Source organism: Streptomyces sp. NPDC058741, from assembly GCF_042746715.1.
Classification (GTDB): Bacteria; Actinomycetota; Actinomycetes; order Streptomycetales; family Streptomycetaceae; genus Streptomyces.
The window spans coordinates 29,712-45,036 of the sequence record NZ_JBHYQH010000017.1 but is presented as its reverse complement, the minus strand read 5'-3'; the positions used below and the strand labels follow the sequence as shown (position 1 = coordinate 45,036).

Genomic DNA, 15,325 nt, shown 5'->3' with positions numbered 1-15,325 from the left:
TCTCACGCCTCGTCGGGCGCCCCGGCGTTCCAGTCGTACGGGCCGCCGCCCTGCCACGCGATCAGGTCGGAGTCGTCGACGGCCGTGTCGGCGGTGGGCAGGCCCTCGCGGTGGAGCAGGTCCAGGACGTCGAACAGGCTGTAGGCGACGCCCATACGCTCGCCGTGGATGGTCACCAGCCTTCCGCCGTCCGGCGCGGGCGGCTGCACGATCACAGGCGGTTGACCTTCCATAGCCCCACCATGCCCCTCGAACGGCGGTTCCGCAGCTCGATGACACCCGGAAGCGGGACGCCCTCTCGGGTCTGACGGCCCCGAACCTGGCCGGCGTCCTCCTGGGGGGCGGCTGCCGTTCAGGGGTGTGGCGTGCCATCGGCGCGCCAGGGGGCATTCACCCCCCGGGTGCTGAATGCGTTCTCCATCCTCTATTGGACGCCCGGTCGCACGTCGGCCAGGCTGGAGTGGGTCATCGCCCGAACAGCCGACACGACAGCCGGAAGAGGTCACGAAGCCATGCACACCCGCCGCATCGGTGATGTCGCCGTCAGCGCGATCGGCCTGGGGGCGATGCCCCTGTCCATCGAGGGCCGCCCGGACGAGGAACGCTCCCTCGCCACCGTGCACGCGGCGCTCGACGCCGGGGTGACCTTCATCGACACCGCGGACGCCTACCACCGGGACGTCGGTGAGGTCGGCCACAACGAGACCCTGATCGCGAAGGCCCTCGCCTCCCACGACCTGGGCAAGGAGGTCCTGGTCGCCACCAAGGGCGGCCATCTGCGCCCCGGGGACGGCAGTTGGACTCTCGACGGCAGCCCTCGCCACCTGAAGCAGGCCTGCGAGGAGTCCCTGCGCCGGCTCGGCGTGGAGGCCGTCGGCCTCTACCAGTTCCACCGGCCCGATCCCCGCGTCCCCTACGCCGAGTCCCTCGGCGCGATCCGGGACCTGCTCGACGAGGGCAAGATCCGGATGGCCGGCGTCTCCAACGCGAACCCGGAGCAGATCCGCCAGGCGAACGAGATCCTCGGCGGCCGGCTGGTCTCCGTGCAGAACCAGTTCTCCCCGGCCTTCCGCTCCAGCGAGCCGGAACTGCGGCTGTGCGACGAACTCGGCATCGCCTTCCTCCCCTGGAGCCCTCTCGGCGGCATCGCCAGGGCCCGTGAACTGGGCTCCGCCCACGCCCCGTTCGCCCGGATCGCCGAGGCCCGCGGGGTGAGCCCACAGCGGGTGTGCCTGGCCTGGATGCTCGCCAAGTCCCCCGTGGTCGTGCCGATCCCGGGGGCGAGCCGGCCGGAGACCATCCGCGACTCGGCCGCCGCCCCCGACCTCGTCCTGACGCCCCGGGAACTGGCGGAACTGGACGCTGCCTGAGCGGACCGCGGGACCCGGGGCGCCGCCGCCCCGGGGCGCGCGAGAACGTCGTCTACGGCATGGACGACGCCGACGAGGAGACCGTGCGGGCCGCCCTGCGCCACGCCAACGCCCGGGAGTTCGTCGACCGGCTCCCCGAGGGCCGCGACGCCCTGGTCGGGGAGCACGGCGCCCGGCTGTCCGGGGGCAGCGTCAGCGGCTCGTCATCGCCCGGGTCCTGATCCGCCACCCCAAGGTGCTGGTGCTCGCCGAGGCGACCTCAGCCCTGGACACCCGCTCGGAGGCCCTCCTGCAGCAGGCGCTGACCCGGCTGCTGCACGGGCGCACCACGTTCGTCGTCGCGCACCGCCTGTCCACGGTCCGGAGCGCCGACCGGATCGCGGTGATGGGTGATGGCCGGATCCAGGGGGGCGGCACGCATGAGGAGCTGCTGCTCCGGGGCGGGGCGTACACGGCCCTGCACGGCGGTCAGCTCGCATGATGAGGCGGTGAGCCGCCGCTCCGACGGGGCGTGCGCCGCGGACGATGAGTCATGAAGCGAATGATGTGCGTCAATCACGATCAGACGCCGGAAAGGTGCGATTGCATCCGCGCGGCCCGGGCATACGCAGCGAAAACATAGAGAGGGGCGCTTGGTGCTCGTACCGGACCCGAAGGTCGTGAGGACGCTGCTGACGCGGTACGCGTCGCTGCAGATCGCGCAGGCGGAAAGGCATACGCCGGCCAGGGCACGCGAGGTGGAGGACGTCAGTTACACGCTGTGCGTGATGATGGGCACGTCCGTCATCCACGACGCCATCACCCGGGCCGACGCCCTGCTGCTCGCCAAGGGGGCCAAGGGGCGGCCCGCGGACGTCACGCCCGCGGAGCCCGAGGGGGAGAGCGGCCTGTCGCTGGCCGTCTGACCTCCCCACGGGTGACGACCGACGCACGCCCCGTCGGCCCTCAACGGGCCGCCGGGGCTTCGGTCCTCCCGCGCAGCGACGCGCGGTACGCGTACGGCCTCCCGTCGGTCCGCCCACGGAGGCCGAGGCCCGGGCCACCCGAGGCAAGACGCCGGCTCGCCTGTCACAGATGTCCCTTCTGCGTCAAGTCATCCCCGGGAATTCACACTCCGGGACGTCGGGGCGCCTACACTCGCAGTCTTGGCCCCTGTACGGGGACGCGAGCAGAAAGGCACGTTGACGGGTGTTCCAGGATTCCCCCATCTACGACCGGCTCATCGCGGAGCGCGGCGATGTGCCCGCCCAGGTGCGCCGCGAGGCCGAACGGGTCAGCAGGGAACTGGAGCTGGTCATGCGGCCTTCTCAGTCCCTCGGCTACGACCGCCCGCACTCCCCGGGCGCCGGCTGGCAGCGCGCCGGCATGCTTCCCGGACCGCGGCCGCAGTGAGGAGCGCGGCCTGCCCGGGCCCGGATCTGCCGGGCCCGGTGCTCAACACACCGTCGTTCCTGAGTCGCTGACGCGCGGCGGCTCCACGGGGACGGGCCGGGCCAGCCACGCCGCGATGGTGCGGGCGACGGGCTGTCCCGTCTCCACCTCGACGAACCCGAACTGCCCCGACTGGTTGCACTCCAGAAACCACCACGTCCCGTCCGCGTCCTCGGCGAAGTCGAAGGCCCCATAGGCCAGTTCGGCCTCTTGCAGATAGGCCAGGACGCCCGGGGCGATGTACGAGGGCACCTCGATGGGCAGCCAGGGCGCGCCGGGTGCGGCGAACCGCACATCGACCTCGTCCGGGTCCGCCGGGGCCGCCTTGCGGGCGGCCAGCATCCGCTTGCCGACCACGGTCAGCCGGATGTCGGCCCGCTTGTTGATGCGGCGCTGCAGCAGCGTCGGCCCGAACGCCACGGCGGAGAAGTCCGTGTCGGGCGCGACCCGGCTGGTCGGCACCGCCCGGGGCGGGTCCTGCGGATGCGCGCCCGACACCGGCTTGACCACCAGGTCCGGGTAGCGCTCGGCGAACTCGCGGGCGGCGCGCGGGAAGGTCGTGATCAGCGTCGCCGGCACCGGCAGCCCGGACCGCTGGGCGAGCCGCAACTGCCAGGGCTTGTGCCGGGCCCGCCGGGCCGCGTCCGGATGGTTCATCCAGCGCGCGTCCGAGCCCCGCAGCATGCCGTAGAGCGCCTGTGCGGCCTCCTCGGTCAGCCAGTCCGACGGCTGTGCCGCCCGAGCGGCCGGAGCACCGGGTCTGCGGACCCAGACCGACCGCAGCCCCCCGATGCTCACCAGCCGTCCCCCGGCGGACAGATGGCCGCGGAACCGGCCGTGGACGTACTCACCCGACAGCGAGACGCCCCCGGTCAGGTCGGCCGGGTCCACGCGGACCACCGGAACCCCTGTCGCGTTGAGGTGCACGACCACCATGTCCGCGGTCACGTCCTCCTCACAGGTGAGGATCAGTACGGTCATCTTCGGCGGCCCGCGGTCAGTCGTCGAAGTGCGTCTTGGAACCGGCGGTGGACGTCGTGGTGCCGAACTCTCTCAACAGGGCGAAGTCATGGGCCGCGACCCGGCCGTCGTGGAGCACGTTCAACTGCATTCCGGCGTCATACGCGTACGGAACAGCGGCTTCCAACTCCACTGCCGGGCGCGCGTAGTTGAGCGCGAACGGTTGCATCGTCTCTCCCTCGTCGGTACTGCGCCGACCGAGCGGCGGACCGGGGGGCGCGGCCACCCGGTCCACCGGCTCGATGCGGCTTCCAGAGACTTATACGAATCGAACGGGTGGTTGGTTTCGTTACTTTCCGTAGTCATCGCGCCGGTTGCTGGTCGGGCCGGTGCTTCGTGCTGCGCTCCCGTTCGCCGAGGGAGCCGCGGACGGTGCGCAGAGCGAGGAGCAGAACCCCGATGTCGTCCAGGTACACGGGGTCGGGCAACAGGTCGACCGGGAGCACGAAGTAGAGCACCGCGCCCCAGAAGACCCAGCGCGGGCCGGTGGGAAGTCCCGCGCGACGCAGTTCGCGCCGGGTCCGCACCAGCCGTACGAAGGCGCCGGCGGCGAAGGCGAGCACGACGGCCGCGAGGACCGCGGCCAGGACGATCACCGATGTGGTCGTATCCACGGGTTGTCCTCCTCCTGGCGTGCCGCGCCGCGACACGGGGTGTCCCTAGCTGGATTCCCGTTTCCGGCGGCTGTATTGCCGCCTGGGCAGGAGATGTCCGTGAGTCGCCGCAATGGCGCCGGGCGCCTGGTCATCCCGATGGCTCACCCGAGTGGCACTCCGTGACGTGTGCCTCTGGTAATGGTCACCGTAACGTCGCTCGTCACACGCCGGAGGACGCAGGTACGGCCGCACTCGATTCGGCCGTCCTCCTCCCAGCGGGCGGTGCTGGTGTGGGGCTCCATGGGGTGGTGGTGCAGCGGCGGCACCCGGTAGGCGACGTCGACCCGCACGTCCGAGGGACCGAACGCCGCGTCCTGTCCCCCTGTTCACGTACCGCCGGATGGCCGCGGTTGGCCGTCTCGGGCACGTACACTCCCGGGTGCGAAGGGCTGAGCACGACATCGTGCTCCTCCGCCTCGTAGTCGACCCGGACGGCTGCCGCACCGGCCCGGGCCGCCTCCAGGGTCTCGGCCACCACCAGGGCCACGAACCAGCCGCGGTGCGGCACCCGCGCGTCCTGGAGCACGGCGAGCGCGGGATCGTCCGGCTCCGGAAGCCGCGGCGCGTCCTCGGGGGTGAGGACGGCGAGGATACCGCCGACGAACGTGGGCGAACTCCCTCACGCGACCACGTCCCGCACGGCCTCGTTGATGCGCGGGTAGGCGCCGCACCGGCACAGGTTGCCGCTCAGCCGCTCGCGGATCTCCTCCCGGTCCAGCGGCACGGGCTCGCCCGAGGGCGCCGCCGGGTCGGTGACGTGCGAGGGGTGACCGGCCGTGGCCTCGGCGAGCGGGCCGGCCGCCGAGCAGATCTGGCCCGGGGTGCAGTAGCCGCACGGGAAGGCGTCGCGCTCCAGGAAGGCCCGCTGCAGCGGATTGGGGCTCCTCCCCGTCGCCGGACAGGCCTTCGATCGTGGTGACCTCGCAGCCGTCCAGGGCGACCGCGAACAGCAGGCAGCTGTTGACGCGCCGCCCGTCCACCAGGACCGTGCAGGCGCCGCACTGGCCGTGGTCGCAGCCCTTCTTGGCGCCGGTCAGGTCGAGGTCCTCCCGCAGGAGGTCCAGCAGGACCCGGCGGTGGTCGACGGTGAGGGTGTGGGGTTTGCCGTTGACGCGGAGCGTCGTCCGCGAGTGGTGCTCGTCGCTGCCCACGTCGTGGTGGACCCTTCCCGGGCGGGCCGTAGTGCCGTCCGCACCCACGTATCCACCGGACCGCGCCTGACACGGCGGGGGAAGGCCCTACCGCTCCGACGTCACCCGCCGGACCCCGGCGCTCCCCGCTTCGGCGGCCGGGGACGCGGGACGCCTGGGCTTGAGGCGTTCGAAGGTGCGGGTGAGCTGCTGGAGCGGGGAGGTGGCGGGGGTGCCCGCAGGCTGCGGGCCCGGGGGAGCGGCCGCGGTGGACTCCTGGAGGGCGGCCAGGGCCTCGTGGGCCCGTTCGGCGGCCTCCCGGTACAGGTCGCGCGACTGCGTCATGGCCTCCAGGGCCTCGGCGTACATGGCCACCAGAGCACGCTGGCGCTCCAGCTCCTCCCGGAGCGTCAGCAGGTGCCAGTCCTCCCGCAGCGCGGTGAGGGCGTCCTCGGCGCCGTCGGGCAGGGGTCTCGGAAGGGCGGCGAACCGCCGGACCGCGTCGACGAGGTCGGCCGGCTCGGAACCGTCGAGGAAGACCGCCCGCACGGAGAAGTCCCGGGCGTCGTAGCCCTCCGGCGCCGGGGTGCCGGGCAGCACCACGGCACCGCCGCGCGGCACCTCGACACCGGTGTCCCGCAGGGCCCAGTTCAGGCCCCGCAGCTGCTGCGGCGCGGCGCGGTGCTCCACCACCCGGTGCCGCAGCCCCGGGGGGAGCCAGCGCGCCAGCGGCACCCGGCCGCGGTCGTCCGTCGTCATCGCCTCGTGGACCACCACGTGGATGTGCCATCCGCCCCGTACCGCGCCGCGGAGCAGGCGCCTGGTCTCCTTGTCGTCCCGGGGGAGCGGGTTGATCCCGCCCGGGGCCAGCCGCGTCGTGGCGTCCCGGTCCCAGGCGAGCTCCGGCCCGTCCGGCCAGAACAGGCCGGCCGGGGACGGCCACGCGTCGCGCCACGGCCGCCCGGCCTCGGCGACCAGGATCCACTCCTGCCCGTCACCGGAGGCGAGGCTCAGCCGGGCGCGCACGGTCACGTCGCCGTCGACCCGCCAGCGGGCCTCGAAGACCCGCTCCGAAGGGCCGGTCCGGTCGTCGGGCAGCTCCAGGAAGTCGTCGATGTCCTGGTTGTCCTTGCGCCGCTGCAGCGAGCGCCGGAGAACGTCGTCCGCGGCGCCGGAGGCATGGCGGCCGCGCGCCAGCCACACCGTGGCGGGCGTCATGGGGCGGGCGGTCGTGGAGGTCGACATGGATCCATCTGTGAGCGGGGGGCATGTGCGCCTGCCAGTATCGTCACCGCAGGCCGGTGGGCGTGAGCCGGGGTCACGCAGCCCCTACCCAGGATGCGCCGGGGCATGTGGAATCCGAGGAAGCGCGGTGCGGCGCACGGGTGCGCGTCGGGGCAGCGCGGGGCGCGCGGGGTGTGCGTGACGCGCGCGGGGTGTGCGCGGCGCGCGGGCATCGGCGGGTCTCACTCGTGGCCCGCCCGGTGCATGATCCCGACAATGGTCCGCACGAGCAGGGCCCGCCCACCATCCGCACCGGGGCGGGTCCTGCTCGCTGGCCGGAGCGGGACCCGCGGCCCCTGCGGCTCGTGACCTCCGGATGAGCGAGGGGGATTCGACCCATGGGCTCGGCAGACGTGCTGGTCGTCCCGTGGCGGACGGCGCCGGGTGCCGACAACGGCCGGGGCGTCGCCGCGGACGGCTGCGCCGGCAGCCCGGGCGCGGAGGCCTGGTCGGGCCCGACTACGATGGTCCGCCGGCGCGCTATGCCGCCGTACCGGTCCGCTCACCGGCCGCCCCGACGCACGGGGCAGGGAGAGGCGCAGCATCATGTCGGGACTTCGCGACGCCGTCGCACTCGACGACCCCGTGGGGGAGTCCCTCCGCGGCCGCCACGCGCACCTCGCGCGCCGGCACGGCACCGCCGCCACCTATCTGCCCCAGGTCGCTCCCTTCGGTGCGGTGCCCGCCGAGGCCGGTGCGACGGAGTGGGCCGACCTGGCCGCACTGCTCGGACCGGGCGCGGTCGCCGACCTGTTCAGCTGCCCGGCGACACCGCCGCCGGACTGGGAGCCGGTGTTCGTCCTCGAAGGCCGCCAGATGATCTGGACGGGCGACGACGGCCCGGACCCCGCGACCGCGCAGCCCTGCTCCGGCCTCGTGGAACTGGGCGCCGCGAGCGTCCCCGAGATGCTCGACCTCATCGGGCGGACCCGGCCCGGGCCCTTCCGGCCGCGCACCCACGAACTCGGCACGTACCTCGGCATCCGCGAGGCCGGTTCGCTGGTGGCGATGGTGGGGGAGCGGCTGCGGCCCCCCGGGTGGACCGAGATCAGCGCCGTCTGCACCGCTCCCGAGGCGCGCGGCCGCGGCCACGCCGCCCGTCTGCTGCGTGCCCTCCTCGCACGCGTCGTGGCCCGGGGCGAACGCCCGTTCCTGCACGTCGCCGAGGCGAACACGGGGGCGATCGCGCTCTACGAGCGGCTGGGCTTCGTGACCCGCAAGTCCGTGACGTTCCGCGGTTTCCGCACCCCGGACGGCGGTGCGGCCGCGGCGAGCGGAAGCCCGTGAGACCGGTGGACGCGTCGTCCGGGGCGGTGCGCGCGCCGGCGTCCGTGACATCTGAGAGGCCGTCGGGCCGGCCGGGGCCAGTCACCAGGAGGACGGGTCGGTTCCTGCCACGTGTTCCGCCGGGCGGCGCGCCGTCGCGGAGAGACTGGGCTGCACCGTCGAGGGGACGCTGCGCCACCGGAACATCGCCAACGACGGCAGACCTCACGACTGGCGGGTCGGCGGTCTGCTGCGACCGTGAACACCGTGACACCGTGAACGACCGCGCTCGCGGCGTCACTCCTCGATGTCGCCGGCGGGGTGGGCATGATGCCCGAACCCGTGATGCTCCAGCAGCCAGCGGCCGAGCAGCGCCCCGCCGTAGACGACGAAGCCCACGCCGATGAGCCAGGACTCCACCACGAGCACCACGCCGACGGCTCCGTAGCTGATCGCGTTGGTGACGATGAGCGGGGTGAAGACGAAGTGGGAGAACGTGCGCAGGCCGACCATGCCCAGCATGGTGGCCACGGCCCCGGGGAGCAGGTCGGTCCAGCTGACCTGCCCGCCCAGCAGGAACCGCTGCCCCCACCAGAAGAACAGCACACCGGACGCCGCGCTGAGCGCGATCCGCTCCGGACCCGAGACGAGGCCGCGTGTCTGCACCTCCTGGTACAGGTAGGCGGTCACGGCGACCATCCACACCGCCTGGCGCCAGAGGCGGTGCCAGGGCCCGGCCGCCAGACCCCAGATCCGCTCGTAGCCGTTCTGCACGCTTCCCCCGAGCGCGATGCCGAAGACGGCGAGCGCGACCCCGCCGAGGACACTCGTGGTGCCGATGACCTTGCGCGGGGGACTGATGATGTCCGTGAGCAGGCGCGCGGACCGTCCGGACAGCCCCATGCCGTCCGCCAGCCACAACGCGAACCCGCCGCGCTCCAGGGGATCCGCGGCCGCCACCACGATCAGCAGCGGTGCCAGGGTGACCAGCGAGAGCGTGGCGAAGCCCGTGGCCCGGTGCAGCAACTCCAGATCACGCCCCTGCCGCAGCAGCGTGTGCGCCCCCAGCCGCTCCCACCCGTGGCGCAGCGCGTGCCCCGCCCGGTGCGCGGCGTGCCGTCTCATGCCCGGGCGACGGACGTGACCGGCCGTCGGCCCGCGAACGAGCCGGTCCTGGACGGCACGGTGGTGACGGTCATGCTTCGGTCCGCCTCCCGGTACGGTCTCCGTTCCACTGCCGGAATCCGTTGACCGTTCCGGTACGGGGCAAACGTGACGAAAAAGGGTGATGCGGGGTGTCGCCGCCACCGTGCCCTGACCCGGACGCCACGCGACCGGCCCCTCACCCCGGACGCCCTCAACCGCATCACCGCGACCGTCGTGAGCGGCGAGCGGCCGCCCGGGCGGTAGCGCCCTGACGGTGGTCGCGCGACGTGCGGGGCGTCTATGGTGACGGGCGCGGCGTACGGCGACGGGGCCGGCCGCTAGTCGTTCCCGCGGTCCAGGACCCGGCGTGCCGCCTCGGCCTCTGCCGCCGCCGGCGACAGTTCGTCGAGGGTGTCGAGTTCGTCGTCCGTCTCCAGTTCCCGCTCCCAGGCGGCCGCGAGGCGTTCCTGCTCCTGCCGGGGCCTGGCCCCGACGTCCTCGCGGTGGTGAGCGTCCAGAGCCGCCAGGAATCGTCCGACCGGGTCCGTGGTCATGCGGTGCTCCTTGTCGTGGGGAGAGGGCGCCGTACCGCCTGCCCCAGCATGGCCGAACACCTGCTCACCAGCCGCTCGACACCGCCGCGGGCCCCCGTGTCGGCCCCCGGGCCGTCCGTCCCGGATCCGGCAGGTCACGGTGGGTACGGCTGCGTCGGACTCGCTCATGACGGTCGCTGCTCGCTTCGGTCCGGCCTCGTCCATCATCTTCCCTGCTTTTGCGCAATGCCGTTGGAAAATGCCAAAGCCTTCACCTGTGCCGAGCGCCTTCCGTAGGGTCGTGCTCACGTTCACGGGAACGGCCGTGCAGGGGAGGGGATTCGGCGTGCCCGGAATCGACGAGAGTCTGCTGGAAGCCATGCGGCTGCCCGGCGCTCGATGGGCGTCGGTGGTCGACTGGATCAGCGGTCTCGCCCTGGGCGCGGTGGGTGACGCACCCGGCGGTGACGCGGAGGCGACGGCTGCCGAGACCGCCGAGCTCGCCCGGCTCGCCACCGAGAGCGGCGCGCTGGCCGGCACCGACGCGGGAGCAGACACCGGGAAGGAACCACCGGTACAGGACCTGATCATCACGACCCGACTCTTACCACCTGCTCAGGTTCGTGAGCACGACGTTCGACAGCACCGTGTTCCTGCACTTGTGGCTCGACCGCGCGGAGGGCAACCTCGCCCTGGCGCGGATCCGGCTCGGAGAGATGGCGGAGCGACTGGTGCTCGGATGATCACGCAGATCCTGACCTCACGCACGGACGAACCGGCCTCGGTCCAGCTCGCCACCCTTGCCGCGCAACGCGCGAGCGGCGCCCTGTCCACCGAGTCGGGGATCGTCTACCTGGCCGCGGGACACGTCGTCCACGTCGAATCGGCCGTCACACCCGCCCTCGGGGACCTCCTCACCCACAGCGGAGCACTCGCCCCCGACGGCTGGTGGGCGGCGATCGACCAGGCCGGCCGCCGCTGCCGCGTCGGCCGGCAGCTCGTGGACGACGGCCATCTCGCCGCAGGAGCACTGAGGTGATGTGATGATCTGATGAAGCATGTGGATCGTACGAGCTTCAAGCGCGCGAAAGGGCGGGTCCGGTGACATCGCCACCGGACCCGCCCCGCGGGTGTCCGACCGTCAGGCGCCGCTCGCCCGCAGCATGTCCTCACGCTCGACCAGCTTCACGCGCTCGCGCCCCTCGGGCTCGCCCAGCGCCTTCTCCGCCGCGTCCAGCCGGTACCAGCCGTCCCACGTGGTGAAGCGGACCTCCCGCTCGGCCAGGAACGCGTCCACGGCCTCGGGGGCGGGGACGGCCGGTGTGTGGAGGCGGCCGCCCGCGTAGTCGGCCAGCAGGTTGGCCACCGTCTCGTTGGCGTCGCCCTTGGTGTGCCCGATCAGGCCCACCGGGCCGCGCCGGATCCAGCCGGTGACGTACGTCGACTGCAGGTGCTCGCCGGTCTCCTGCAGGACCCGGCCGCCCGCGTCCGGCACCGTGCCCGAGTCCAGGTCCCAGGGCAGCTTGGGGAGCTTGTCGGAGAGGTAGCCGACGGCGCGGTAGACGGCGCCGACGTCCCAGGTCCTGAACGTCCCGGTGCCCTTGACGTTTCCGGTGCCGTCCAGCTCCGTGCGCTCGGTGCGCAGCCCGACGACCTTGCCGTCCTCGCCCAGGATCTCCGCCGGCGACTCGAAGAAGTGCAGGAACAGCTTGTGAGGACGGTCGCCGGTGTCGCGGATCGCCCAGTTCTCCAGGGTCTTGGCGACCATGTCGGCCTGCTTGTTGCCGCGCCGGGTGGCGATCGAGCCCTCGTCGTAGTCGATGTCCTCGGGGTCGACGACGACCTCGATGCTGGGGGAGTGGTCCAGCTCCCGCAGCTCCATCGGGCTGAACTTCGCCTGCGCCGGGCCGCGGCGGCCGAAGACGTGGATCTCCTTGGCCCGGTTGGCCCTCAGGCCGTCGTAGACGTTCGGCGGGATCTCGGTCGGCAGCAGTTCGTCCGCCGTCTTGGCCAGGACGCGCGCGACGTCGAGCGCCACGTTGCCGACGCCGAGCACGGCGACCTTCTCCGCCTCCAGCGGCCAGCTGCGCGGCACGTCCGGGTGGCCGTCGTACCAGGACACGAAGTCGGCGGCGCCGTAGGAGCCGTCGAGGTCGATGCCGGGGATCGGCAGCGCCCGGTCCGCCGTGGCGCCGGTGGCGAAGATGACGCCGTCGTAGAACGCGCGCAGGTCGTCCAGGCCGATGTCGGTGCCGTAGTCCACGTTGCCGAAGAGTCGGATCTGGGGTTTGTCGAGGACCTGGTGCAGGGCCGTGATGATGCCCTTGATCCGCGGGTGGTCGGGAGCCACGCCGTAGCGGATCAGACCGAACGGCGCGGGCATCCGCTCGAAGATGTCGATGGACACGCCGGGTTCGGCGGCCACCTCGGACTTGAGCAGGGCGTCGGCGGCGTAGATCCCGGCGGGGCCGGATCCGACGATGGCGACCCGCAGGGGGCGGGGCATGGTCAGGTTCCCTTCGAGCGGCGACAAGCGATCTCGACGGGAAGCCTAAGCTAAGGCATGCCTAAGTCGGTACGCGGGTCCGGCCTATGGGCTCATAAGGTGATCTTATGAGTAGTCCCTTGTCGTGCTTATGGCCGGAGGTGCCCGGCGGGCAGCGGCTGCTCCGCCCAGATCACCTTCCCGGCGGGCAGATAGCGCGTCCCCCAGCGCTCGGCGAGCTGGGCGACGAGGAACAGGCCCCGGCCGCCCTCGTCCGTCATGGTCGCGTACCGCAGGTGCGGCGAGGTGCTGCTGTTGTCGAACACCTCGCAGATCAGGTTCCGGTCGCGCAGCATCCGCACGTGGATGGGGCTGCCCCCGTACCGCAGCGCGTTGGTCACCAGCTCGCTCAGGATCAGCTCCGTGGTGAACGTCAGCTCCTCCAGCCCCCACGCGGCCAGCTGCCGGCTCACCGCGGCCCGCACCTCGCCCACGGCCGCCGGGTCCGCCGGCACCGGCCACTCGGCGACCTGGTCGGCCGACAGCGCCCGCGTCCGGGCCACGATCAGCGCGATGTCGTCGAAGGAACGGGCCGTGAGCTGGGCGTCCAGCACCACCCGGCAGGTGTCCTCGGGCGACTCCCCGGCCCGGCCCAGCGCCTTGCGCAGCATCTCCAGGCCGACGTCGATGTCCCGCTCCCGGTCCTCGACCAGCCCGTCGGTGTAGAGGACGAGCCGGCTGCCCTCGGCCAGTTCCAGCTCCGCCGTCTCGAACGGCAGACCGCCCAGTCCCAGCGGGGGACCGGCGGGCACCTCCGGGAACTCCACCCGGCCGTCGGGATGGATCAGCGCGGGCGGCGGATGCCCGGCCCGGGCGACGGTGCAGCGCCGGGACACCGGGTCGTACACGGCGTACAGGCAGGTCGCGCCGGAGACCGGGGCGCCGCCCTCCTCCTCCGTCTCGTCCTGGTCGATCCGGACCACCAGCTCGTCCAGCAGGGCGATCAGTTCCTCGGGCGGCAGATCGAGCGCGGAGAAGTTGTGCACCGCGGTGCGCAGCCGCCCCATGGTGGCCGCGGCGTGCAGCCCGTGCCCGACGACGTCCCCGACCACGAGCGCCACCCGGGCCCCCGACAGCGGCAGCACGTCGAACCAGTCGCCCCCCACCCCGGCCTGCGCGGGCAGATAGCGGTAGGCGATCTCCAGCGCCCCCTGCTCGGGCAGGCTCCTCGGGAGCAGGCTGCGCTGCAGCGTCACCGCCATGCTGTGCTCGCGGGTGTAGCGGCGGGCGTTGTCGATGGAGACGGCGGCCCGCGCCACCAGCTCCTCCGCCAGGGCCAGCTCGTCCTCGTCGAACGGCTCCGGCTTCTCGCAGCGCCAGAAACTCACCACGCCCAGGACCAGGGCCCCGGCGCGCAGCGGCACGGTGATCAGGGAGTGGATGCCGTACTCGACGATCTGCGTCGAGCGCTCCAGGTCCTGGGCCTGCCAGCCCGGTGCCTCGCCCAGCCGGGGTTCCAGGACGGGCCCCCCGGTGTCGAGGCTGCGGCCCTGGGGGGAGGACGCGACGAACCGGATGCGCTGACCCACCGGATACAGAGGGGCGTCCTTGCTGATGCCGTTGAGCGCCGTGCGGCTGAGGGAGGCGGCGGCATCCGGCTGACCGCCGCCCAGCACCGCGTCGAACAGGTCCACGGTCACGAAGTCGGCGAACCGGGGCACCGCCAGCTCGGCCAGTTCCTCCGCCGTGCGGGTCACGTCGAGGCTGGTGCCGATGCCCACCCCGGCGTCGTACAGCATGTCCAGCCGTTCACGGGCGGTCTCGGCCCGGCCCGACAGGGCCCTCAGCTCGGTGGAGTCGCGCAGGGTGGCGACACTGCCCGGCGGGCCGCCCGCACCGTCCGTGGTGCGCTGGTTGACGGCCAGGAGCCGGTCCCCGACGAGGTGCACCTCGTCCGTGGCGACGCGCCGCGAGGCCAGCAGCTCGGCGGTGCCGGGGTCGAGCCCCAGATCCAGCACCTGCCGGCCCTCGGCGTCGCCGGGCAGCCCCAGCAGGCGGTGCGCCTCGTCGTTGGCGAGCACCAGGGTGCCCCCGTCGTCGACGATGAGCACACCCTCCCGGACAGCGTGCAGCACGGCGTCGTGGTGTTCGTACATCCGGGTCATCTCGTGGGGCCCGAGCCCGTGTGTCTGGCGCAGCAGCCGGCGGCTCACCAGGGCGGCGCCCGCGGTCGCCAGCGCGAGCGCGACCGCGGCGGCGGACAGGACGAGCGGCAACTGGCGGTCGGCGGTCCCGCCGACGTTCTTGGTCGTGATGCCCGCCGACACCAGGCCCACGACCTTGCCGTCGGCCGGGTCCCGCACCGGCACCACCGCCTGCACGAGCCGGCCGATGGTGCCGTCGATCTCCTCGGTCACCGTCTTCCCGGCCAGTGCGGGGGCCAGCGTCCCGACGAACTTCTTCCCGATCCGGTCCGGCTTGGGGTGGGTGTAGCGGATCCCGTCGGTGTTCATCACGACGACGAAGTCGACCCTCGACCGCGTCCGGGCCGCTTCGGCGCGCGGCTGGAGCACGGCGGTGGGATCGGCGCTCCTGAGCGCGTCGACGGTGCCCGGGGCGTTGGCGAAGGTCTCCGCGACGGCGAGCGAGCGGTCGCGGGCCTCCTGCGTCGTGTCGTGCCGCACCTGCAGCACGAGCGCCCCCACGGCCGCCATGACCAGCAGCAGCACGATCACCACGACCAGCAGGAACACCTGCCCGGCGACGCTGCGCCCGCCCAGGGCTGACCGCAGCCCCGTCACCGTCTGCCACCGCGACGGGCCCGCCTCCCCGCGCTGCCGTCCGGACGGCGTGGCGCCGGGCCGCCGGGGCGACCGGGTCCCGGATCGACCCAACAGTCGGACCATGTGCCATGTCTACACTGCCCGGCCCCGGGAGGCGAGGGGCACCACCCTCCGCGACGGGCGGCCCTCACCGTTTCGTCACATCCCCTGCCGCACGGGCG

General features: G+C 73.0%; 13 protein-coding genes and 5 pseudogenes. 7 read left to right on the top strand and 11 right to left on the bottom strand.

The genetic code is table 11. From position 1 onward, the window contains the following. Window positions 1-2: 2 nt before the first annotated feature. Complete coding sequence (locus tag ACFW6P_RS16230; RefSeq protein ID WP_386355249.1) at window positions 3-215, bottom strand: hypothetical protein; 213 nt, start codon at window positions 213-215, stop codon at window positions 3-5. Between the two features lie 297 nt (window positions 216-512). Here ACFW6P_RS16230 and ACFW6P_RS16225 point away from each other — a divergent pair, with 297 nt between their 5' ends. The 4 genes and pseudogenes from ACFW6P_RS16225 to ACFW6P_RS16210 all read left to right on the top strand — a co-directional run bounded on the left by ACFW6P_RS16225 (window position 513) and on the right by ACFW6P_RS16210 (window position 2,762). Next, on the top strand, window positions 513-1,370 hold the full coding sequence (locus ACFW6P_RS16225) for an aldo/keto reductase (protein ID WP_386423979.1): 858 nt from the start codon (window positions 513-515) through the stop codon (window positions 1,368-1,370). 38 nt (window positions 1,371-1,408) lie between these two features. Further along, window positions 1,409-1,851: pseudogene (locus tag ACFW6P_RS16220) on the top strand (ATP-binding cassette domain-containing protein); the annotation flags it as partial. A 154-nt stretch (window positions 1,852-2,005) separates the two neighbouring features. Further along, the gene (locus ACFW6P_RS16215) at window positions 2,006-2,275 is read left to right on the top strand and encodes a DUF5133 domain-containing protein (protein WP_386355437.1); all 270 of its coding nucleotides are present in this window, start codon (window positions 2,006-2,008) and stop codon (window positions 2,273-2,275) included. Window positions 2,276-2,558: 283 nt separating this feature from the next. Further along, complete coding sequence (locus ACFW6P_RS16210; RefSeq protein ID WP_031111422.1) at window positions 2,559-2,762, top strand: hypothetical protein; 204 nt, start codon at window positions 2,559-2,561, stop codon at window positions 2,760-2,762. Between the two features lie 42 nt (window positions 2,763-2,804). Here the strand turns inward: ACFW6P_RS16210 and tgmB are convergent, their stop codons facing one another. The 6 genes and pseudogenes from tgmB to ACFW6P_RS16180 all read right to left on the bottom strand — a co-directional run bounded on the left by tgmB (window position 2,805) and on the right by ACFW6P_RS16180 (window position 6,852). Then, window positions 2,805-3,782: an ATP-grasp ribosomal peptide maturase gene (gene tgmB / locus ACFW6P_RS16205; protein ID WP_386355243.1), complete on the bottom strand. Its 978-nt coding sequence runs from the start codon at window positions 3,780-3,782 to the stop codon at window positions 2,805-2,807. 16 nt (window positions 3,783-3,798) lie between these two features. Continuing rightward, window positions 3,799-3,990: a putative ATP-grasp-modified RiPP gene (gene tgmA, locus ACFW6P_RS16200; protein ID WP_386355240.1), complete on the bottom strand. Its 192-nt coding sequence runs from the start codon at window positions 3,988-3,990 to the stop codon at window positions 3,799-3,801. A 133-nt stretch (window positions 3,991-4,123) separates the two neighbouring features. Beyond that, a complete protein-coding gene (locus tag ACFW6P_RS16195) occupies window positions 4,124-4,435 on the bottom strand; it encodes a YkvA family protein (RefSeq protein WP_386355237.1) in 312 nt (103 codons plus the stop codon). A 245-nt stretch (window positions 4,436-4,680) separates the two neighbouring features. Then, window positions 4,681-5,072 (bottom strand): annotated as a pseudogene (locus tag ACFW6P_RS16190) (xanthine dehydrogenase family protein molybdopterin-binding subunit); the annotation flags it as partial. Between the two features lie 24 nt (window positions 5,073-5,096). Continuing rightward, window positions 5,097-5,628 (bottom strand): annotated as a pseudogene (locus tag ACFW6P_RS16185) ((2Fe-2S)-binding protein). An 87-nt stretch (window positions 5,629-5,715) separates the two neighbouring features. Continuing rightward, entirely contained in the window at window positions 5,716-6,852 is a 1,137-nt protein-coding gene (locus ACFW6P_RS16180) for a hypothetical protein (protein ID WP_386423978.1), read from the bottom strand. A gap of 585 nt (window positions 6,853-7,437) precedes the next feature. Here ACFW6P_RS16180 and ACFW6P_RS16175 point away from each other — a divergent pair. Next, entirely contained in the window at window positions 7,438-8,178 is a 741-nt protein-coding gene (locus tag ACFW6P_RS16175; RefSeq protein WP_386355231.1) for a GNAT family N-acetyltransferase, read from the top strand. A 276-nt stretch (window positions 8,179-8,454) separates the two neighbouring features. On the opposite strand, the gene ACFW6P_RS16170 is transcribed toward ACFW6P_RS16175, so the two are convergent. Then, on the bottom strand, window positions 8,455-9,282 hold the full coding sequence (locus tag ACFW6P_RS16170; RefSeq protein ID WP_386355228.1) for a ribonuclease BN: 828 nt from the start codon (window positions 9,280-9,282) through the stop codon (window positions 8,455-8,457). Window positions 9,283-9,641: 359 nt separating this feature from the next. Next, on the bottom strand, window positions 9,642-9,857 hold the full coding sequence (locus tag ACFW6P_RS16165) for a hypothetical protein (protein WP_386355225.1): 216 nt from the start codon (window positions 9,855-9,857) through the stop codon (window positions 9,642-9,644). 325 nt (window positions 9,858-10,182) lie between these two features. On the opposite strand from ACFW6P_RS16165, the pseudogene ACFW6P_RS16160 reads away from it, so the two are divergent. Next, window positions 10,183-10,579: pseudogene (locus ACFW6P_RS16160) on the top strand (hypothetical protein). Next, window positions 10,576-10,869: pseudogene (locus tag ACFW6P_RS16155) on the top strand (hypothetical protein); the annotation flags it as partial. The pseudogenes ACFW6P_RS16160 and ACFW6P_RS16155, both read left to right, overlap by 4 nt. 108 nt (window positions 10,870-10,977) lie before the next feature. Here ACFW6P_RS16155 and ACFW6P_RS16150 read toward each other — a convergent pair. Both ACFW6P_RS16150 and ACFW6P_RS16145 read right to left on the bottom strand, forming a co-directional pair. Beyond that, complete coding sequence (locus ACFW6P_RS16150) at window positions 10,978-12,342, bottom strand: FAD-dependent oxidoreductase (protein ID WP_386423976.1); 1,365 nt, start codon at window positions 12,340-12,342, stop codon at window positions 10,978-10,980. A 128-nt stretch (window positions 12,343-12,470) separates the two neighbouring features. Next, window positions 12,471-15,227, bottom strand: coding sequence for a SpoIIE family protein phosphatase (locus tag ACFW6P_RS16145; RefSeq protein ID WP_386355220.1), 2,757 nt, complete (start codon window positions 15,225-15,227; stop codon window positions 12,471-12,473). Between the last annotated feature and the right edge of the window lie 98 nt (window positions 15,228-15,325).